The organism is Carnobacteriaceae bacterium zg-84, assembly GCA_013874835.1.
In the GTDB taxonomy this organism is placed as follows: Bacteria; Bacillota; Bacilli; order Lactobacillales; family Aerococcaceae; genus WM01.
The window spans coordinates 184,446-205,472 of the sequence record CP059430.1 but is presented as its reverse complement, the minus strand read 5'-3'; the positions used below and the strand labels follow the sequence as shown (position 1 = coordinate 205,472).

Sequence of the window (21,027 nt, the reverse complement as noted above, 5' to 3'; positions counted from 1 at the left end):
CAAACGGACATCTCAAAATGTCCGTCTGTCACTCATTATTCTTCTTTATCATCCCTACGTCTTTTTTTCCAAGCAATAAGGAAAAGTCCCAATGCTAAAACTCCTACGCCAACAGCGATAGAAATCTGTTGTTCACCTGTGAAAGGAAGAAATACCGTAGATGCTTTTGTTAACACCGTTGTCGTTGTTTCATCCTTTTTGTTAGGTGGAAATACCGATTTTATGTTATTGTGAAACACAATATCACTTTTGGCAGTTTCACCAGATTTAACAGCAATAATTTTAGCTGTTAATCCATTCCCAACATCATTCAATACGCGTACCAAGACGGTATACTCACTTGAATCATAGTCAATCAATGGATTATCTCCTACTTTTTGTTTTACCGTATACGTATAGTCACCGACTCTTGTATACGTAAATCCTTTAAAGTAAGCTGTCGTATTCGCTTTAACGTCAAGTTCTTTTTCTGTACCGTCCTCAGATGTTAGGACAGCTTTAAAAACCGTTTCTTTATAGTAATTGGTATGATCATCTATCTGAATAGTCGCAGGAATATTCATTTCGTAGCCGGCAGACTCGGCAAAAGCGTCCACTTTATCCACCAGAGCAAATAACATGATAATGGTTACGAAATAAGTAATAATTTTCTTCATGTTTATATCTAACTCCTTTCTGACTAATTATTTCAAACTGATTCGCCCAAATACCAAAATACGTCCGTTTGTTGTGGTATCCGAACAAGTTGATAAACAAATCAACTGATCTGTTGGTTGAATACCAATTTCTCGATAATGCACAGCGTTCTTTTTAACGTGCTCAAAAACTTTCATAGCATCTCGGCTTGTCACATTATAGACAATTTCATCAGAAGCTACTGTTCTCATTGTCGCAAAAATACTCACACGGAATTCTTTTTCAAGTGCTGACAATGTCCCTGTTTGATGTTTATCAAAAAAATCTTTTTCTAAGAAATTTTCTAAATCACCAAACATCGCTCTATTGCTCATGTGATGCCCATAAATAACCGTATATGGATCAGTAAAATCTCGACTATTTTGAGAATCTAAAAAGATAGCACCAGATAAGGAAAAATTTCCATAAACATCTTTGTTAATATACTCTAATGTTGTTTTTCCAATAACAAGTGGATAATCAATATGCGTATCATCAATGGTTAGCCAACCACACACGTCAGCGTTGATTTTTTGTAAATCCACTAAGGATAATGGACTATCCTGATGTGGTTTATACGCCAATAAATCTTTAGATACAAAGGCACCTTGGCTAATTCTCATATTATCCCAAAGACAATAGCTACCAAAAAGTAACATAAGAATGGCTAAGAACAAGAAACACTTTTGAATCACTCGATTCCCCGCTCGTGCAAATATAGCAGCTTGTTCCATGAATTATTTCCTAATTATTCTTCTTCTGAACGTCTACGTAAGCTGAAGATAAGCATACCAGCTGCTGCCGTTACTAATAACACATATGGACCATATTCAAGTAATAAACCTGTTGGTGTTGTGATTTCTTTTTCGTTAATGAATAACACTGTATCATTCGCAGATATTGTTTTATCTGCAACAGCACTACCTACAATTTCATCAACTACGTTTTCACTAAGTTTATATTTTGTTGTATATCCATCATTAGTGTATGATTCCTCTGTGATAGTCACTTTATCATTTGATGATAAACCAGTGATTTCTGCATATTGGTCATGTTTTAATTTAATACTTACTTCTGAACCGCCACTTACAAGTTGAACTGCATCACGGTTATCACTGAATTTCACATTATATTTTTCACCGTCATCACCGACAACTTTTAATTTGAACGTAAATTCTTTTTGTTTGTCCCCTTGGTTACCACGAACTTCTTTTTTAACTTTTAATTTGCTTAACACTTTTTTAGGATCGTTATTTTGATTTGGTTCTGGGTCTGGATTATTGTTTGGGTTTGGGTTATCTAGAGTTGGTACGATTGGCGGAGTGTCAGTAGGATTCACACCATAGTCATTGATAAATGCGCCACCAAGTGCATCTTTTACTTTGTTATTATCTTTGTTAACAAATGTATAAGCGTACACTTCCATAGTACCATTTGCACCATTTTTTACATACACATCAAAATATTTTTTATCTGTACGATAATTCATACCTGCGTAGTTACCTACTGTTTCACTAATTACATAACGGTATACACCTGGAGCTTTAAATTTATCATTATTAATTTTTAATTTTGCTTTCTCTGCTGAATAAATCACGTTTTTTTCTAATGATGATTCTACTTCAGGTTTTAAGCTAATTGTATCTTTTTCAAAAGTAACCCCACCCTCAGGTCCTGCTAAAACAGCATTGTTTTGATCATTTGCATTCGCAGCTTCACCTGATTCGATTGTAAAGGTAAAGTCTGTTGCCGGACCGTAAACACCTCTTTCTTTACGTACCCATTTTTGGAACTCTAGGTGCTTTGGCACAGCTGCATTTTCTTCCGCACGAGCCACACTTGGAACATTTGATGCTAATAAACTTAAAGCTAAAGCTGACACGGCAAATTTTTTGATATTTTTCATAGTTATATCTTTCTCCTCATTTAAATATTAGATTTTCTTAAAATAGTAATAACTTTTCCTTTTATCATGTGAATGTTGACTGGTCCAAAATAACGACTATCTTTGCCACCCTCACGATAATCTGCAAGAACAAACACTTCTTCATTCGATAACTGAAGTGGATATGTCACACGAGAATCATATTGAGCTGTTGTTTGATAAATATAGCTTTCTGTCAACAAACTATCGTTTACTTTCACATAATTATCTCTTGTAATCTCTACCTTTTCACCAACTGTTGCAATAACACGTCCTAAATAATGTTCGCCATCTTTTTCAAAGTAAATGACGTCGCCACTACGCACACTCTTTTCTAAGCGATAATATAAGAATATATCTCCCGCACTCATACGAGGCATCATTTCATCATTTGGAACTGAACTCAGCCCAAAAACAAAACCAAAGAGGAGATACACACTCCCTAGCAATAGAATAAGATGTTTAAAAAATCGACTAATGTCCTCTTTATCACGCAATCTCTTTAAACGTTGCTTAATAATATCCTCAACAGTTTGTTCTTTAATAGATTTCCTTTTTTTCATCATGATGACTCCTTCTAGCATTGATGAGATTATCACGCTCTGCCAGTAAGGCCTCATACTTTGCATCGTGTATTGCGATTAATGTTTGATACTCTTGTTGCAAGTTAGCTAATTTTCTCCAAACATCCTTTTCATCTACACCGAAAAAGAATTTCTTTTTGAATTTTAATTTTTTGAAAAAGGCAAGTAATTCTGTTTCACTCTTAATCGTCATAGTGTCTACCTCTTTTTTGGAAAAGTACGATATATAAAATAGCTATGAGTGCAAATCCACTTAATAGCATTGCAGGGACACTATCAAAAAATAGTCCTGTAGGTGGAGAAGCAATCTTCGTATTTTTAAAGACGACATGAGCATTATCACTCGTTTCACCCACTTCATACTCCCAGATTTTTACTCCATTTCTATCCGCTAAACTACCTAATAGTTTTTTCTCCATTACGTTTGGATTATTCAATGCAAATTTCCATGTTTCGACATCTTGAACATGATCATTCTTTACTTCTGCAATTCGAATACCGGCACCCTCTGGTAAAACAGTAAAACGTTTGTTTGGATCTGGTTGATCTGCCGTTATTTGTTCTAAAGTTTTTGTTTCACCCGGACGAAGCGTAAAACTTCCGTTTATACTACTCCGAGATTCAAATACGGAACCAGGTAGATGGATTTTATAGTGAAAAGTAAATTCTCTATTAGGTGTATTATTATCAATCTGATTACCATCAACTTCTTTTTTCACGGTAATCAGCGCTTCACGTTGCCAACGCGCATACAAAGCATTTTCGCTTTCTTTGTTTAACGTATCGACATGAAACTTGTCTCCAGTTTGAGCGAATTCAGTATTCCCTGTCGGTTGAGTAGACCACCCTAAGAATTTATATCCTGCTAAAGTTAATTTATTCCCAAAGAATTTAGCTGAATTATTTCCACCAATTTTTGCATTATCATCATTCGCCTCAAATTGTTGAACTAAAGGATTTGGCTGTTGTCTTGAATAAAGTGATGGATAATTAAAATGATAGGTCACATCTACTTTTCTGTTTTCTGACCACTGTGCATACAAATGTGCATCCCCAGCAGGTAATGGAATAGCATCTCCCGGATAATAAGTCGTCCCTGTCCCATCAGCTTTCGTATTCCAACTAACAAAACCGTCTGACGTAGCCGGTGCTCTCCAGCCCCAGTTCGTTTCTATTTTCTCAACTTTACCGTCAACATCTGGAAAATCCGAATTTGTTGCTTTTTTTATTTCTCCAGTTGCCGTATTTGGATGATAATACAAATTAGCAACCGTTGTCGGTATCCATTGTGCAACCAAGGTAATATTTCTATTCACTTCTGAATTGAAACTATACAAATTACCATTTAGTTTCCAACCGGCAAACCGATAATTTGGTCGTGTTGGGTCTGTTGGTTTTTGCGCACTGTCTCCTGACGCAAGTGGCTGACTTGGAACAGGTGAACCACCATTGCTATCAAAAGTTACAGTCACATCAACCGGTTTCCAAATCGCATATAACACTAAATTACTTGCATCCATTTTATAAGAACCATCAAATTTTATAAATTTAGAACCAGCTGGGTCTAATGCCCACCCTTTCCAAACGTAATGTGACGGAATATTTGCCGGTCTACTAGGTTCATTTAAGTTATAAGAGGCATCTAATGTTGTACCATAAGGAATACCTGTTTTATTCCCAACTGTTGTCGCATTCCCATACTTATAATCAATAGTGTACCGTTTTCTATCTAAACGAACATCATAACCTATTCTCTTTGGTGCAAGTCGACTTCCCTCTGTTGCAGGAAAAAATCTATTTGCATTATGATCTGAAGCAGATACAATTTCATATCCTCTAAATTTATTGGTTAATGTAAAGGCCGTTCCACTTAGTTCAGCTTTTTGTCCATGCACCAAACGATATGAACCATCAGGTTCTTGAACATACCAATAAATTGTATAAGCATTTCTGTTATCTATAAGAGAGGTATATCTTAAATGAACGGTATAATTAGCAGGAGCTATCATATGTCGCTCCTCAAATCTAAAATCTGGCCAATAGGTTGTTGTAATAGTAACATCAGACCGTCTTCTCCCTGTATCAAATGTAAAGTGCGGTGTCCCATTCGTTAATTCAGGAAAATCAGTAATCGGTGACTCCCAAAGTCCGACTGATGTACGGAATGGTTTTTCACTTCTCTCTCCTTCGTAATAACGAACCGTTACTACCTTTCGGTCATAATAAACATTGATAATGGTTGATCCGTCACCTTTTACTGTATCATGACTTCTTTCAGCATAAGAAAATCCAAATCCTTGCTCATTCTCTGGAGCAATAGATGTAGGTGTCGCACTGCCCGTATCGACATTAGATACAACTGTACTCTTCCAATAATCATAGTCATCATGAGTCGGATCAGCTTGCCCAAGGGGATGTGTTACTTTTTGTTTCCAATAAACAATCGTATAACTTGTTTTACTTGGTGTCCATTTAGCATAAATCGTTGTATCACGTTGCGGTCTAGCATCCCAGTTAAATGGGACTTTTAATTCTTTATCCGCAAACCACCCTGCAAATGTGTACCCTTTTCTAACTGGATCTGCTGGTTTTTTGGTTTTATTTTGTTGATTGGCTAAAACATAAACTGGAGAAAGTGACTCTGCTCCATTTGTCTCAAAATAAATCCAGCGGGCCGGTTGTATAATTGGATAAAGATCCATATCCGACGTCACAGGTGTACCCTCAGCAACCGGTGTACGTCCATCTAATGTTCTCGACCAACCTGTCAACACTTTTCCATCATCTGCTACAAAAGGAATATTTTTAAAATCTAATACATCATTACCGTCTGAACGTGGATATTTTTGTGTAAACCACGCTGGTGCACCTTGTTGTGATTTAGATAAGTACCGTACAAAATACGCTTTTTGATATCGTGCATATAGTTTAGTTTCTTGGTCGTTTCTCAATGGACCTTCTACTGTAAATTTATTATCCTCAAACTTTGTTCCACCTGTTTGAGCAGTATACCAACCTGTAAACACATACCCATCTTTGTATACTGTTGGTGGCTTGCTTAGTTTTTCTCCAGTAGATAGTCTACGAACATATAACTCTTGCCCTTGTTCATCATAAAAACGATACGTATGAACTTTATGACTACTTAATCCCGTTCCTATGTAAACAGAGAAACTTTTTGCGTCAAAAGTAACGGTATCATCTTGCGTTTCTTTTGGTATCACTTCCTCCTTTTGTTGAGTATCCCCTTCAACGTGATAAATCTTAATATTCGAAGCATTTTCAAGAACGGGGTTTGACACACTTACTTGAATACTATCAGACTCTTTTGGATTAAAAACACGCCCATTTGTATCATAAATCGTAATGTCATAAGCAAACAAAACTGTTTCAGCCCCTGTCGGTACTTCAGCAGGATATGCTTTGACAGTCGCACCTTGTGGCATTTTCCCACTCAATGTAATAGCACTAACTTCTTCTGCCAATTCTTGATAACTAGCATCTTGATAGATAGTTGCTTGTAATGTTTGATCCACCGTATCGACATCGTATTCACTACTAAGATTTCCAGCTATATTGGAATTATCTTGTTCTGTTTGCTGTTCTTCGGCAAATAATGTCCCTGAATAGTACAAATTTGTCGATTGTACAACTAATAACAGAACTGTAAACCAAATCAACCATTTTTTCTTTACAGTTTTCACATCTACATTTCTACCCTCTTTCTTTAATAAAATAAACCACTAAAAATACCCCCCCCCCGAGTTTTTCGGGTTTGGGAGGCATCGCTGCTACGTCGACTAACAGATGTTATTTTATCATCTTGAGTATTGTTGTCAATAGAAATCTTAAAATTATTTTATTCAAATTTTATTAAAAATTTATATTATACATATTTTTTCTTTATAAAACATAAGATATATTCCACTTCGTTCGACTTTTATTTTTTATAAAACCTTATTATAACAACAAGTTTCTCACCCCTTTTATCCTCTATTACTTTTTCATTTTATTTGTCGTGAATATTTTCTAATAAATTTATAAAAAAATTTAAGTTCAAAAAAATGACAGCGTTTTACTTTTTAATTGACACATCTCCTTCACATTGTTACCATTAGTGTATACAAAATCTATCATATACGAAGAGGACAAAACAATGACAGCGACGCTTTCAAATGAGGACATTATTACCGAAATTATTAATTTAGAAGCTATTTTAAATTTACCAAAAGGGACGGAACATTTTGTAAGCGACGTCCATGGAGAATATTTTGCTTTTCAATATATTTTGAGAAACGCATCGGGAAATGTACGTGCGAAATTAAATGATTTATTTGGTGGGCGACTGACCACTTCGGATATTTCACAGCTGACAACATTGATTGTTTATCCAGAAGAAAAATTAAGCCTCATTCAAGACAGTATGGAAGATTCTCTTTTGAAAAACTGGTATGCGGTTACAATTTATCGTTTGATCGAATTTTTAGAATTTGTTGCGAGTAAGTATACACGTTCAAAAGTAAGAAAAGCATTACCTAGTCGATTTGTTTATATTATCGAAGAACTACTTTATAAAAGTAATGTAGGAGGAGATAAACAGAAATATTATAGTGCCATTGTTGACAATTTGATTGCGTTAGAACAAGCAGATGACTTAATTATTGCTCTGTCCTATGTAATGCAACAACTGATTGTCGACCATTTGCACGTCGTTGGTGATATTTACGATCGCGGCCCTGCTCCCGATGAAATTATGGAAACACTCATGCACTATCATTCTGTCGATATCCAGTGGGGAAACCATGATATTTTATGGCTTGGTGCCGTTTCTGGCTCGCTTGTGTGTATGGCAAATGTTATTCGTATTTGTGCTAGATACAATAATTTAAGCATTATTGAAGATAGTTACGGTATAAATCTACGTCCTTTATTTACATACGCAGAAAAATATTATAAAGACTTCCCTAACTTTAGACCTAAATTACTACCCAACCAAACACTTGGGGAAGAAGAAGCAAAACAAATTTCTAAATTACATCAAGCCATTACGTTTTTACAATTTAAACTAGAAAGTCAAATCATTAAACGTCGTCCTGAATTTGATATGGCAAATCGCCGTCTTCTAACACAAATTGACACAAAACACAATACCATTACATTGGACGGAAAAGAATATCCATTACAATATTTTGATACATCTATGCTGAATGACAATGACCCCGAAGCCTTAACCGATGAAGAACGTCATATTTTAGCGAAATTAAATCGTTCATTCCAAAACAGCGAAAAACTAAAACGCCATATGGATTTTTTACTAGAGGTTGGAAGTCTATACACTCTTTACAACGGAAATCTACTCTACCACGGTTGTGTGCCCCTAACAGAAAATGAACAATTTGCTTCGTTGACATTGGAAAATCAAAAATACCATGGTAAAGCTCTTTTTGATAAATTTGAAAGCTATGTACGGTATAGTGCTGCTCATCCACACATACAAGATGATTTCTCAACGGATATGATGTGGTATTTATGGACCGGAAAATATTCTTCTTTATTTGGTAAAGATGTCATGAAAACATTTGAAAGATATTTTATCCAAGACAAAGAAACACATGCAGAAAATAAAAATAAATACTACTCTGCACGTGAAAACTTAGAAACAGTCAAAATGATTTTAAAAGAGTTCGGTGTACCTACAAAAGATGGGCACATCATTAACGGTCATACACCAGTTAAAGAAATCAAAGGCGAATGTCCAATTAAAGCAAATGGTAAAATGATTGTGATTGACGGTGGTTTTTCTCTACCTTACCATAAAACAACAGGTATCCACGGTTATACTCTTTTATATAATTCTTATGGCATGCAGCTTATCACGCATAAACATTTTGACACAAAAGAAGTGGCTTTAAGAGAAGAAACGGATGTTTTATCTACAAAACGTATTGTCGACCGTGTACTCGAAAGAAAACGTGTCCGAGATACAACTGTTGGCAAACGACTGCAAGATCAAATTAACACACTATATGCATTATTAAATAAAGAATAATAAGTAAGCCCCCGATATTTTTGTATCGGGGTTTGCTTATATCAAAATAATTACGATATGTGATTTTTATCACAAATTAGGACTTTTTATTAAAAATTTTAAATGTAAATAAAATAAACAAACTACTTTATTTCTTTAAAACATTGGTATATAATAGGTTTGTAATAAACATTTGAGTAATTTCTCAAATGTGAATAAAATCACTAATAAGAAGGAGTGTTTATATGAGAGCAGCAGTTGTCACAAAAGAAAGTAATGGTCGTGTGGAGATCGTTGAAAAAGAAACACCAAAAGTAGGTTACGGAGAAGCATTGGTTGATGTGGAATACTGTGGTGTGTGTCATACAGATTTACACGTAGCACATGGCGATTTTGGTCAAGTACCTGGTCGTGTTTTAGGTCATGAAGGAATTGGTATCGTTTCTGAAATTGGTCCAGGTGTTACTAGCTTGAAAGTTGGAGATCGTGTTAGTATTGCATGGTTCTTTGAAGGTTGTGGTAGTTGTGAATACTGTACAACAGGACGTGAAACATTATGTCGTAAAGTAAAAAATGCAGGATACAGTGTTGACGGTGGTATGGCTGAACAATGTTTAGTAACAGCTGATTATGCTGTTAAAGTTCCTGAAGGATTAGACCCAGCACAAGCAAGTTCTATCACATGTGCAGGTGTTACAACTTACAAAGCAATTAAAGTTGCTGATGCAAAACCTGGTCAATGGATTGCGATTTACGGTTGTGGAGGTTTAGGAAACTTAGCTATCCAATACGCTAAACATGTTTTCAACGCTCATGTTATTGCGATTGATGTTAATCAAGACAAATTGGATTTAGCTTTAGAAGTAGGTGCTGATATTGCTTTGAATGCAAAAGAAATTAGCGACACAGCTGCATATATTCAAGAAAAAGTTGGCGGTGCTCACTCAGCTGTTGTAACAGCCGTTTCTAAAGTAGCATTCAACGACGCTATTAACTGTGTACGTGCAGCAGGTAAAGTTGTTGCTGTTGGTTTACCTTCAGAAACAATGGACTTACCAATCGTTAAAGCTGTTTTAGACGGTATCGAAGTTATCGGTTCTCTAGTTGGTACACGTAAAGACTTGGAAGAAGCATTCCAATTCGGTGCAGAAGGTAAAGTCGTACCAGTCGTTCAAACACGTGCTTTAGACGAAGTAAACGATGTCTTTGAAGAAATGGAAAACGGAACAATTCAAGGACGTATGGTTATCGACATGAAAAAAGAATGCAGCGGATGTGCTTGCTGTAACGGATAATTTAGTATGTTTAACAACAACCCCGTAGCCAATTGTGGCTACGGGGTTGTTGTTTTCTATAATATTGGCAAATCTTATTTCTTCATATATCTCTAATATACAAAATATTCATATCAACTAAAAAGAGTGACGACATCTTGTCATCACTCAAAATATTTCTAAATATAAACAATATTTAACTCTCCGAATTGAACATTACCATCTATCATAAGTGTTTTTTCATAGGCAAGAATATTTTGTGCTTGGGTAACTTCTCCTAGAAAAACTGTCACATTATTGATGACTTGCCAATTTTTTGGAATAAATAAAGTCATTTCTCCAAAGGACACAGTCACATGTATTTGTGCTTGGCTATCTCGTATTTTTGCATCATCAAAAAACACTTTACTTTCTCCAAATGAACAACTAAAGGACATACCGTCTACGTTATTCGTATGCACATATTTTGTACTACTTGAAAAAGATGTACGACTAACTGAATGTGCTTTTTCATCATACATACCATCTCTTACTTCTTCAAAATCATCACCGTCAATAATAGATTCATTTTGAAATTTCGCATGATAATACACTTTTTTTGGTTTATACTGCTCAAAAATCATCGTGATACCAACGTAAGCTAAAACAGCTGATAGTATAACTGTCCAATATGGTATATCTACAAATTTAAATTCATGATTGTAGAACAAAAATCCTGCAACACAAGAAGTGAACACACCAAATAAATTACGTCCCATAATACTTTTAATCAGCCAATTTAATAAAAACACCGTTACAATAATAAGCATCAACGGTATATTTGGTACCACTTTAAAATAATGCAATATTACTAATACCGATAAGAATAGAAAACCCAAACCCCATAATTGTTTTTTCATTGTTTTACCTCGTTTCATTTAATCTATCTTTTAATGTTTTATAGTAATGTCTAGACACATGCACTTGTTTATGTGTCTTATAAAAAGAAATCGTACTCGTTCCAGAAAAAGACTTATCCAATGCATAAATCTTTTTGGTGTTGACAATAGTCGACTTGGAAATACGCACAAACTCAATCGGCATATTTGATTCTATCTCGTATAATTTTAATTTGATTGTATACGTATCCCTCTCTGTATGTGCACACACAACATTTCCTTGCGTTTCAAAAAATAGTATATCTGAAATTGGTATATAATATTCGCTATTTTCTTTATAAAACACAAAATTTAAAGAACGCTTTGCACTCATCTCAATAGCTCTTTGTAAATTAGCAAGCCGTTCATCAAATGCCGGTGCCTTGATAATGACTTCAATATCTTGAAGTAATTCATCCAACTCTATAATTACCCTCAACCATACTCTCTCCTTTCGCATCGTTTTCTTCCTGTGTATTTATATCATATATAATTTCAATGCGTATGACCATAATAATCCCTCATTTCTTTATAAAAAGTATATCTTTTCCTTGTTAAAAAAGATATATTTTCACGACAAGTGGTATAAATCAGCATATAAGTGGTATAAAATACTCGGTCAAAAACATTTTAGAACAAAAGTTAATATATGTCATATATCAAAAATAATCATCTTTCATACTCTTACTGATAGGACATTATTACTTTAGAATATAATTATAAAAATTTATTTTTTAGCTATGGTATTTTTCTATCTGATATTAAAAAACAAATAGCTAGGCATCAATCTATACAAACAGATTGATGCCTAGCTATTTTGTTCTTTACTAAACCTCATCTTTTTAGAATGATGATACACGCTTAAGACACATCGTCTAAACATTGTTTTTAGTAAAATAGTCTAATTAGAATTTCTTTTTTGAATGACCCCCCTACTTTTTTATTGTATATTGAAATTTAGTATTATTTATTGATGACAATAGTTATTATAATAATCGGTTATTGATACGATTTGATATGCAACTAAATATTATAGAGCCCAACTTTTATAATTTAAGAGCTAAAATACTCATTGTGAATCGGTTATTTAAAAAGAAAAAAACTCATTATCTATTGATAAAGTTGCTTCATTTTTAGTCACCGACACCATTTCACATACACTCAAAAAAGCAGGCTCTTCGTCAAATCGTGTTGGTGGATTATTCCCACCAACACGATTTATTATAGAACAAAAAACGCTAGTGTTTGACACACTAGCGTTTTTAACATATTACTCATCATCATCGTCATCTGTTTGTAATAAAGCATTGACATAACAAATGTTTTCTTTTGTGTTTGCGATAAGATCTGTTTCTTGTCCAACGAGAACACTATTGATAAAACCAATAACCATTGGCATGCTCATACCTGCATATAAATCAAATGATTTTGCACCTGACATCAATAAGCGTGACGCCACATTACAAGGCGTTCCACCCATTAAATCAGCAAATACAGTGTATTCTTCTAATCCGTCTGTTAATGCTTCAAATTTTTGTTGAAAATCTTCAGGACCTTCTGACGGTAATAATGGAATAGCATGAATATAATCTTGCGGTCCCATAATCATTTCTGTACTTGCCTTTAGTGCTTCACAAAAGACACCATGACTAATTAAGATTAAATGTTTTGACATAATTTTCTCTTTTCTATTTTGCAATAATTGGCATATTTACTAGATGACCTAAACCAGCTAAAGCAACAATCAACGCGATAACAATAAAGATTGCTTTAGTTGATGTCATACCTTTTTTACCTAATAACCAGTATACAAAACCTGTTACAGCAAGTGGTACTAATTTAGGGAAAATAGAATCTAGAGTATTTTGAATATTGATTTTAACACCAAATACTTCTGGTACAGCAACGAATTTAATGTTTACCATTGTTGCAACTAAGGCACCAACCATGAATACCCCTAATAATGTTGCCGCATCTGTTAAAGCTGCTAAACGAGCTTGCATTGTTGTTACTAGAGAAACCCCTTCTTTGTGGGCAAACTCTAATTGTTTCCAACGGAAGAACATAATTGCAATATTTGCTAAAATCCAGATTAGGATACCAAATGGTGTTCCGTTGTTTTTACCGCCAACTTCTTGTACAGCCATATTGGCAGCAATCGCACCAAAGATAGCTGGAATTGTTGAACCGAAAATTGCATCCCCAATAGAAGCGAATGGTCCCATTAAACCAGTTTTAATACCTGAAACAGCTTCTGCTGAGTCTACACCTTGTTCTTCTTCTAAAGCTAAGTCAATACCTGCAATAATTGTATGGAAGAATGGAGATGTATTGAAGAATTGAGAATGAGTTTTCATCATTGTTTTCAATTCTGGTGTTCCGTCACCGTACATTTTACGTAATTGAGGTAAAATCATGTATAGATAGCTTGACGCTTGCATACGTTCATAGTTCCAACCCCATTGATATGTAAATAAACTACGACGGTTAATTTGATTAAAATCTTCTTTTGTTAATTTGTAATTAGATTTCGTCATCGTCAACTTCTCCTTCCGCTGCTGAACTTGCTACTGCTCCTGATGGAACATTAAAACTATTTTTGAAATGAATAGATGCTAAAGCAAAACCAATTAAAGCAACACCTAAAACTGGTAAACCTTGGAATACACCAGTAAATTCTTTAGACAATCCTGCTACAGCTCCACCTAATGTTTGTACTGAAGCAAATAGTACGCTTAACATTGCTGTTAACACAAACCCTAAAATTAAATAAGGGAAGTGTTTTTTCACTGGTAAGTAACGTAATAAGATAGCAAAACCGACACCAGGTAAAGCACCACCGGCTACTGTTAAACCAGTTGCTAACCAAGGAATATTTGTGTTAATAAAGTCAATGATACCTTGAACAGCACCTTGACCTAAAGCTAATGCAAAGAATACTGGTAATGCACGTGATAATGCCCAAGGGAAAGCACCTAATAGGTAGTCACGTTCAATTGCTTTATAGTTGAAGTTTTCAATATCTCTATCAATTTTGTGTTGGAAGAATGTTGTTAAGAAACGACCTAACACGTCAAATTGGATAAGTAATGTTGCTACTGGTACCGCAATAGTTGCGATTGCTTGTTGTGGGTCAATTTTGAATGCTACTGAGAATGCTGTTGCTAAAACTGCTCCTGAGTTAGCATCAATACGTGAAGCCCCACCGAATGTTCCAACACCTAGAACAACTAATTGTAAGCTACCACCAATAAATAGACCTGTTTGTAAATCTCCCATAACTAACCCTGCTACACAACCTGCAAAAACTGGTGACCCAGCTGATGATACGATTGTTAATTCATCTAAAATTTGATATGCAGCATATAAAGTTAGTAATAATATTTGCCACCAATGAATCATAAATAATTCCTCCTAATAAAAATATACTTACTTATTTATTTAATAATTTCATAAAATCTTCCACCGGATCACTTGGAACCATTTGTGCGACTAATTTAACTCCTTTCTCATTCAATTTTCCAAATGCTTCGATGTCAGCATCTACAACATGAATTGTTCGTGTTACTGGTTTAGTTTCAGGTGTTTGTGACATATTACCAACATTTAATTCTGGAATTGTCACACCTGCTTCTACTAAACGTAGGAATCTGTCTGGTTTGCGTGCTACAATCAATAAACGTTGAGAGTCATATTTTCCCTCTAGAATATTATTGGCAGCCTTTTCAATAGGCAGCACACTCAATTTAACACCAGGTGGTGTTGCTAATTTTAGACCGCTTTTTTCAATAGCGTTTTCAGCAACTTCATCATCAATAACCATAATACGTGAAATATTAAGTTTTGTTGACCATAAATTTGCTACTTGACCGTGGATTAAACGGCCGTCAATACGACATGCAACGATAGCCATATTTTCTCCTCCTTAATATATGAACATATTGTTTTCACACTCTTATTTTACCACTTTTTTCAAAAACAGCAATCGTTTTCAATAAAAAAATCAAAATTTTCATCAATTTTTTATAATTGGTTGATGTGATAAACAAATATTCGATTGATAAACACCTTCTGTTTCAAACACCACAATATCATTTTTTCCTTGTTTCCATACACCACTTGGTGCATATAAACTCATGATTGGCCCAACTTCCCAAAAACGTCCGATATGATAGCCGTTAATAAATACAGCCCCCTTTCCAAATCCTGTCATATCAACAAAAGTATCCAGTGGATCTTCTATTTCAACACTATATTTATAAAATGCAGGTTGATTTTCTACCCACTCTTTTGAAAAATCGACATCTGTCACATTATCCAAAGGCAATGTATAATGCTCCCAATTTGTTAGAAAATGTAAGTCTGCCGTCACACCTGTACGGATACCTTTATGCTGTGTGTCCGCCAGTAGTTTATGCCCGTAATTGACACGTCCCATATTTTCCACAAGAATATCTATTTGATTTTCTTTTTCTGGTACGTTTGTTAAAATATCTTCACCTACATCAAACTGATATTGTGTAACAATGTGTTTCCCATTTAAATAAAATTGTATTCTATCGCTGGCATCAATCACTCTATATCGTTCTTCTTGTGCATCTTGTTCAAGTTTTGTACGATATAATGTGTACCCAACATTTTGTCCTAAAGCTTCCATTGTTTTTGGGTATTTTGCGTAAATCGGATCCGCAATAGAGTGAAGCGTGTTAAATAAACTTACTTTGCTCTCCAACGGAATATCACAAATAGCCATTGTTCCTTTCACAAGAGGTGCTTTTTGTACCAAATGTGGAAATTTTTCTTTTAACATCTTAGAAACAGCCATATATTTCGCTGTCGGATTACCTTGTTCATCTAATAGGGCATCATAATCATAAGATGTTACTTGCGGCAAATCTTTTCGTCCACGGGCAGAACATCCATTCATAAACCCAAAGTTTGTACCACCATGGAACATATATAAGTTAATACTTGCCTGTTTCATGACATCGTAAACGGCTTGTGCTAATTCTTCTGGATCGCGTCTAATCACAGGCTCATTCCAACGATTAAACCAACCATCCCAAAATTCCATACACATCAATGGGAATGTCTTTCCATATTCTTCAAAAAATGCTTTTAAATTCCCAAAATTTTCATCTGCTTTGGAACCAAAATTACCCGTTGGTAAAATATCGTCTTCAATCATACTCCCTGCTCGCAACGTTGCTCTCCATGCGCCATCAGAAGTAAATAAAGGAACTGTTATCCCTTTTTCTCGCATTAGTTGCTTTATTCCCCTTAAATACTCTTTATCTTCACCGTAAGAGCCGTATTCGTTTTCTATCTGACACATCAATATATTCCCACCATTGTCGAGTTGGTGAGGTACTAATTTAGATAATAACGTATCATAATAATTAGAAACGTACTGTAAATAACGTTCATCACTAGAACGGATACGTATCGACTCCTCTAATAACCAAGCAGGAAAACCACCAAATTCCCATTCAGCACAAATATAAGGAGACGGTCTAACAATCGCATATAATCCTATTTCCTGTGCAAGTGTCAAAAACTTTTCAATATCTAATCCATTGTCAAAGTGATATTCATTTTTTTTAGGTTCATGAAGATTCCAAGGAACATACGTTTCAACTGTATTAAATCCTAGCGCCTTCAAATTATACAAAGAGTGATACCAATCTTTAGGGTGAACTCTAAAATAGTGAATCGCCCCTGACAAAATATGAAACGGTTTACCATCCAAAAGGAATGTATCTTTAATTTCAAACCGTGTCATAGTTCCACCTCCATCACACTACATTATGTTAATATAATAATTCTCATTTTTTTATTTGTCAATATGCACATTATGGATTATCATAATATTATAATATAAAAAGGAGAATAATATGAGTATACCTAAATACCAACAAATAAAAATAGATCTAGAAACCCAAATCAAATCCGGTATTTTTAAAAATGGAGATAAATTTTACACAGAAGCTGAATTGGCAAAAATGTACCACGTCAGCTCGATTACAATTATTCGTGCTTTAAACGAATTAGTAAAAGACGGCTATGTTGTGCGTTATCAAGGAAAAGGGACATTTGTATCTCGTTCAAGAAAAGGAAAACATGTTGAATTTTCTGATATAGAAAAATTCTCGGCAGATGAAGATACCGTCACTGTTTTATCTATTACAAAAGGAAACGATCCTTTTTATTTAAAAATGCTACATTTATCAGCAAAAGAACATTATTTTTGTATCGAACGTGTTAGAACAGCAAATAACACGCCATATATTTACCAAAAAACGTATGTCAACAGTAAATTTATTCGTAAAGATATAGAAAATATGAACGAGTATTATACATCTATTTACACTCGTTTTAAAGATGACTTTAACATTGATATGGAAAGTCAACGCTTTAAAGAAACGAATGAAATTATGTTAAATCTACCTGAACATGTTCAAACAATTTTAGAGTTAAAAGATATGGAACCTGCTGTATTACAAATCAGACGAACAAAATCAAGTGTTTTTTCAAAACAAATTTTAGAATATGTTGAATCTTACAAACGATGGGATTTCTATAAATTTGAAATCAGTTCTCTATCTCATAAATAATTAGAAAATTTTACCGGTAGTTTCTATTCGCTAATACAATAAAAAACGGCTGTATAATTTTTAGGGTTGATGGCATAAGCCAGCAACCCTAATTTTATGTAGACAAAAAGGCAATTTTCTCTTAAATTAAAAGTACCACCAAATAATAAGGAGAAATTGCCTATGTCTAATATAACAGAAATCTTACTACAATTAAAGGATAAAAACATCACATTTGATCATGAAAACATATCAGAGTGTGACATTCGACATAAAAAATCATTGGTCTTATACGGTAAATTAACCTATACACCAGATTGTTGCCCAAATTGTCACGCAACCAATGGCATTGTAAAAAATGGGACACGTCAATCGCAACTGTCTTTATGCCAAATTTCAGGACTAAACGCCTATTTATCACTCACTAAACAACGTTTTTATTGTAAATCCTGTCAATCATCATTTACAGCGGAAACACCTATTGTGGATAAGCATTGTTTTATCACAAACCGTTTAAAACAAAAGATAATGGACACTTTAACAGAAACCATTTCAGAAACGTACATCGCTAAACAACACAATGTATCTGTACATACGGTCAGACGTATTGTTGATAAGGTCGCCTCTACTTTAAAAGTAAATCACAACACACAATTACCTCATCATCTGTGCTTTGATGAATTCAAGTCAGTAAAATCTTCTGATAGTGCCATGAGTTTTATCTATTGTGATGCACTGACTCATCAACTGATTGACGTTGTACACGACCGTAAATCCAGCACGCTATTAGACTACTTTGCTAGATACGATACCCAGACAAGAAAAGCTGTTAAAACAATTACGATTGATATGTTTCGCCCCTATATTCAGATATCCAAGCAAGTATTTCCTAACGCACATATCATTATCGACCCTTTTCATATTGTACAAGCATTAAATCGTGAGTTAACAAAACACAGAGTGCATGTAATGAAAGCTTTACATCAGAACAATCGCCGTTTATACAACAAAATGAAACGTTATTGGAAGTTGTTTTTAAGTAACACAGATACACTAAGTAGTTATCCTTATCACCGTTTTCCACTGTTTGATTGGATGACGCATACACAAGGGATAGTCGATTATTTATTGGAACAAGTCCCCGAACTAAGAGCCACATACGATGTCGTTCATCAATTAAGAGATGCTTTACATAATAGAGATTTTGACCGATTTGAAGAAATACTCATATGGGCTAAACAGGAAGCTATTTCTCCTGGTTTACGTAGAGTATTAAGAACTTTCAAAGGGTATTTACCCTATATTAAAAACACCTTTATCTACCATCATTTGACTAACGGTGCACTTGAAGGAATCAATCATAAAATTAAAGTACTTAAGAGAAATGCCTATGGTTATCGTAACTTTTCACATTTTAGAAATCGTATTTTATTAATCTGTAAGTTATATGTACCATATACCGTACCATCTACTTCACTAGTTGCTTAATAGTTTAAGTCAAAAGTGATGTACGAATAGCTCCTTCCCCGCACAACGTAGGGGAAGAGAAAAATGTATCGTGTACATTTCGGTGAGCCGTACATCACTTTGTGACTTAAAATAAAGGCTCTATAATAAATCGTGTTGGTGGGAATAATCCACCAACACGATTTTGTATATAAAAGTGGACAAAAAAAGAGAAATACCTGTATGATTAAATCACCACAATTAAACAAGGAGGTATTTCTCATGGATTATTATACAAAAAAATTATTGACATTAACAGATAAATCTTTCATAGCTGATGAACATTGGTTAGAAGAAAAAACAATAAATGGTATTCCACACCACTTTATTAAAGGTACTTGGACAAAGCCTTGCCACACCTGTCCACATTGTCATGCTAAAACACTCATCAAACATGGGACATATCAAACGAAAACATTATTACCAAAGTTTAGACAAATCAAAACTGTTTTACTTCTTAAAGAACCCGTTATCGCTGTAAAACGTGTCTAAAAACCTGTTCTTCTTCGTGTTCTTTAGTCGATAAACATTGTTGTATTTCTAAAGAATTAAAACAACTTATTGCACTTGATTTAACGAAAAATATTTCAAGAAAACATATCTGCCAAGACCACTTTGTATCTGATGTGACCGTACAACGTGTCTTAGATAAATATACAAAACAAGTTAAACCGTCTTTTCATTATCTACCTAAGGTACTATGTATCGACGAATTTAAGTCTGTGACATCTCATTTAGGGAAGATGAGTTTTATCTGTGTAGACGGATTGACGCACCGTATTATTGATGTGTTACCTAGTCGCCAATTAGACCATTTAATCACTTATTTTAAACAATTTTCTAAAAAAGCAAGACATAGCGTTCGCTATCTTGTTATGGATATGAATGCCAATTATGGCAAACTTATTCAGAAGGTTTTTCCTAATGCCGTTATTGTCACAGATAGATTTCATATCATACAACATATACATCGGAATTTAAATACACTACGTATAAAAGAAATGAACACCTTTAAAAAAAGAAAAGGCTTATAAACACTTAAAGAAATACTGGAAATTATTATTAAAAGATGCCTTTGATGTAAATGATACAGACTATCACTATCACCAATCCTTTAAAACATATCTGACACACGCACAAATCCTGGATAGATTATTAGACTATAGTCCTGTTTTAAAACAAGCATATGAGTTTGTACAAGAGTTGAGATATGCTTATAGACAGCGAGATTTTGAGTCATTTATGGAGGTTATTCATCATATTGACCCGTCATTACCAGAGTGGTTTAGAAAGAAATTTGATATTTTTAAAACCTATCAGAATGGTATTTATCAAGCTTTTACCACACCTTATTCAAACGGTATCACAGAAGCTATCAACAATCATATTAAAGTCATCAAACGGATTGCCTATGGCTACAGACGTTTTTCTTATTTTAGATTGCGTATTTTAATCATACAACACCATTCTCAGTGGCAGAAAAAGAATGTGAAAAAGGTAGTGAATGGTTAATGCCATTCACTACC

At 34.4% G+C, this 21,027-nt stretch carries 19 protein-coding genes and 2 pseudogenes; 8 read left to right on the top strand and 13 right to left on the bottom strand.

The window, feature by feature from the left end; translation table 11 throughout:
- Positions 1–35: 35 nt before the first annotated feature.
- The 6 genes from H1220_01005 to H1220_00980 are packed head-to-tail and all read right to left on the bottom strand — an operon-like array spanning position 36 to position 6,887.
- On the bottom strand, positions 36–656 hold the full coding sequence (locus tag H1220_01005; protein ID QMI86617.1) for an LPXTG cell wall anchor domain-containing protein: 621 nt from the start codon (positions 654–656) through the stop codon (positions 36–38).
- Between the two features lie 27 nt (positions 657–683).
- The gene (gene srtB / locus H1220_01000; GenBank protein ID QMI85979.1) at positions 684–1,409 is read right to left on the bottom strand and encodes a class B sortase; all 726 of its coding nucleotides are present in this window, start codon (positions 1,407–1,409) and stop codon (positions 684–686) included.
- Between the two features lie 14 nt (positions 1,410–1,423).
- The gene (locus H1220_00995) at positions 1,424–2,581 is read right to left on the bottom strand and encodes a hypothetical protein (protein ID QMI85978.1); all 1,158 of its coding nucleotides are present in this window, start codon (positions 2,579–2,581) and stop codon (positions 1,424–1,426) included.
- Positions 2,582–2,601: 20 nt separating this feature from the next.
- Positions 2,602–3,162, bottom strand: coding sequence for a signal peptidase I (gene lepB / locus H1220_00990; GenBank protein ID QMI85977.1), 561 nt, complete (start codon positions 3,160–3,162; stop codon positions 2,602–2,604).
- Entirely contained in the window at positions 3,140–3,376 is a 237-nt protein-coding gene (locus H1220_00985) for a hypothetical protein (GenBank protein ID QMI85976.1), read from the bottom strand. Before H1220_00985 ends, lepB begins: the two co-directional genes overlap by 23 nt.
- Positions 3,366–6,887, bottom strand: coding sequence for an InlB B-repeat-containing protein (locus tag H1220_00980; protein QMI85975.1), 3,522 nt, complete (start codon positions 6,885–6,887; stop codon positions 3,366–3,368). Before H1220_00980 ends, H1220_00985 begins: the two co-directional genes overlap by 11 nt.
- A 452-nt stretch (positions 6,888–7,339) precedes the next feature.
- Between H1220_00980 and H1220_00975 the strand changes: the two genes are divergently transcribed.
- A complete protein-coding gene (locus H1220_00975; protein QMI85974.1) occupies positions 7,340–9,232 on the top strand; it encodes a fructose-1,6-bisphosphatase in 1,893 nt (630 codons plus the stop codon).
- Between the two features lie 224 nt (positions 9,233–9,456).
- Positions 9,457–10,506 carry an alcohol dehydrogenase AdhP gene (adhP, locus tag H1220_00970; protein QMI85973.1) on the top strand — a complete coding sequence of 350 codons (1,050 nt, stop codon included), beginning with the start codon at positions 9,457–9,459 and terminating at the stop codon, positions 10,504–10,506.
- Between the two features lie 158 nt (positions 10,507–10,664).
- Here adhP and H1220_00965 read toward each other — a convergent pair whose 3' ends face one another.
- The 7 genes from H1220_00965 to H1220_00935 form a co-directional block, all read right to left on the bottom strand.
- Positions 10,665–11,384 (bottom strand): hypothetical protein, encoded by a 720-nt coding sequence (locus H1220_00965; GenBank protein QMI85972.1) that lies wholly within the window; start codon positions 11,382–11,384, stop codon positions 10,665–10,667.
- A 4-nt stretch (positions 11,385–11,388) separates the two neighbouring features.
- On the bottom strand, positions 11,389–11,841 hold the full coding sequence (locus H1220_00960; protein ID QMI85971.1) for a LytTR family transcriptional regulator: 453 nt from the start codon (positions 11,839–11,841) through the stop codon (positions 11,389–11,391).
- An 831-nt stretch (positions 11,842–12,672) separates the two neighbouring features.
- Positions 12,673–13,077 (bottom strand): PTS fructose transporter subunit IIA, encoded by a 405-nt coding sequence (locus H1220_00955; GenBank protein QMI85970.1) that lies wholly within the window; start codon positions 13,075–13,077, stop codon positions 12,673–12,675.
- Between the two features lie 13 nt (positions 13,078–13,090).
- Positions 13,091–13,939 carry a PTS system mannose/fructose/sorbose family transporter subunit IID gene (locus tag H1220_00950; protein QMI85969.1) on the bottom strand — a complete coding sequence of 283 codons (849 nt, stop codon included), beginning with the start codon at positions 13,937–13,939 and terminating at the stop codon, positions 13,091–13,093.
- Entirely contained in the window at positions 13,926–14,804 is an 879-nt protein-coding gene (locus H1220_00945; protein ID QMI85968.1) for a PTS sugar transporter subunit IIC, read from the bottom strand. The genes H1220_00950 and H1220_00945 overlap by 14 nt, the downstream gene beginning before the upstream one ends.
- Positions 14,805–14,835: 31 nt before the next feature.
- Complete coding sequence (locus tag H1220_00940) at positions 14,836–15,315, bottom strand: PTS system mannose/fructose/N-acetylgalactosamine-transporter subunit IIB (GenBank protein QMI85967.1); 480 nt, start codon at positions 15,313–15,315, stop codon at positions 14,836–14,838.
- A gap of 102 nt (positions 15,316–15,417) precedes the next feature.
- The gene (locus H1220_00935) at positions 15,418–17,184 is read right to left on the bottom strand and encodes a beta-galactosidase (protein QMI85966.1); all 1,767 of its coding nucleotides are present in this window, start codon (positions 17,182–17,184) and stop codon (positions 15,418–15,420) included.
- A 112-nt stretch (positions 17,185–17,296) separates the two neighbouring features.
- Here H1220_00935 and H1220_00930 point away from each other — a divergent pair, with 112 nt between their 5' ends.
- From H1220_00930 to H1220_00905, 6 genes and pseudogenes are all read left to right on the top strand, one after another.
- Entirely contained in the window at positions 17,297–18,016 is a 720-nt protein-coding gene (locus tag H1220_00930) for a GntR family transcriptional regulator (protein QMI85965.1), read from the top strand.
- A gap of 162 nt (positions 18,017–18,178) precedes the next feature.
- Positions 18,179–19,483, top strand: coding sequence for an ISL3 family transposase (locus H1220_00925; GenBank protein QMI85964.1), 1,305 nt, complete (start codon positions 18,179–18,181; stop codon positions 19,481–19,483).
- A 132-nt stretch (positions 19,484–19,615) separates the two neighbouring features.
- The gene (locus tag H1220_00920) at positions 19,616–19,993 is read left to right on the top strand and encodes a transposase family protein (GenBank protein QMI85963.1); all 378 of its coding nucleotides are present in this window, start codon (positions 19,616–19,618) and stop codon (positions 19,991–19,993) included.
- 44 nt (positions 19,994–20,037) lie between these two features.
- Positions 20,038–20,157: pseudogene (locus tag H1220_00915) on the top strand (hypothetical protein).
- On the top strand, positions 20,128–20,535 hold the full coding sequence (locus H1220_00910) for a transposase (protein ID QMI85962.1): 408 nt from the start codon (positions 20,128–20,130) through the stop codon (positions 20,533–20,535). The pseudogene H1220_00915 and the gene H1220_00910 overlap by 30 nt, the downstream one beginning before the upstream one ends.
- Positions 20,519–21,013 (top strand): annotated as a pseudogene (locus tag H1220_00905) (transposase). Before H1220_00910 ends, H1220_00905 begins: the two are co-directional and overlap by 17 nt.
- The last annotated feature ends 14 nt before the right edge of the window (positions 21,014–21,027 follow it).

Coding starts and splice junctions, on each gene's coding strand:
- H1220_01005 (QMI86617.1), bottom strand. CDS start 656: ATGAAGAAAATTATTACTTATTTCGTAACCATTATCATGTTATTTGCT.
- srtB (QMI85979.1), bottom strand. CDS start 1,409: ATGGAACAAGCTGCTATATTTGCACGAGCGGGGAATCGAGTGATTCAA.
- H1220_00995 (QMI85978.1), bottom strand. CDS start 2,581: ATGAAAAATATCAAAAAATTTGCCGTGTCAGCTTTAGCTTTAAGTTTA.
- lepB (QMI85977.1), bottom strand. CDS start 3,162: ATGAAAAAAAGGAAATCTATTAAAGAACAAACTGTTGAGGATATTATT.
- H1220_00985 (QMI85976.1), bottom strand. CDS start 3,376: ATGACGATTAAGAGTGAAACAGAATTACTTGCCTTTTTCAAAAAATTA.
- H1220_00975 (QMI85974.1), top strand. CDS start 7,340: ATGACAGCGACGCTTTCAAATGAGGACATTATTACCGAAATTATTAAT.
- adhP (QMI85973.1), top strand. CDS start 9,457: ATGAGAGCAGCAGTTGTCACAAAAGAAAGTAATGGTCGTGTGGAGATC.
- H1220_00965 (QMI85972.1), bottom strand. CDS start 11,384: ATGAAAAAACAATTATGGGGTTTGGGTTTTCTATTCTTATCGGTATTA.
- H1220_00955 (QMI85970.1), bottom strand. CDS start 13,077: ATGTCAAAACATTTAATCTTAATTAGTCATGGTGTCTTTTGTGAAGCA.
- H1220_00950 (QMI85969.1), bottom strand. CDS start 13,939: ATGACGAAATCTAATTACAAATTAACAAAAGAAGATTTTAATCAAATT.
- H1220_00945 (QMI85968.1), bottom strand. CDS start 14,804: ATGATTCATTGGTGGCAAATATTATTACTAACTTTATATGCTGCATAT.
- H1220_00940 (QMI85967.1), bottom strand. CDS start 15,315: ATGGCTATCGTTGCATGTCGTATTGACGGCCGTTTAATCCACGGTCAA.
- H1220_00935 (QMI85966.1), bottom strand. CDS start 17,184: ATGACACGGTTTGAAATTAAAGATACATTCCTTTTGGATGGTAAACCG.
- H1220_00930 (QMI85965.1), top strand. CDS start 17,297: ATGAGTATACCTAAATACCAACAAATAAAAATAGATCTAGAAACCCAA.
- H1220_00925 (QMI85964.1), top strand. CDS start 18,179: ATGTCTAATATAACAGAAATCTTACTACAATTAAAGGATAAAAACATC.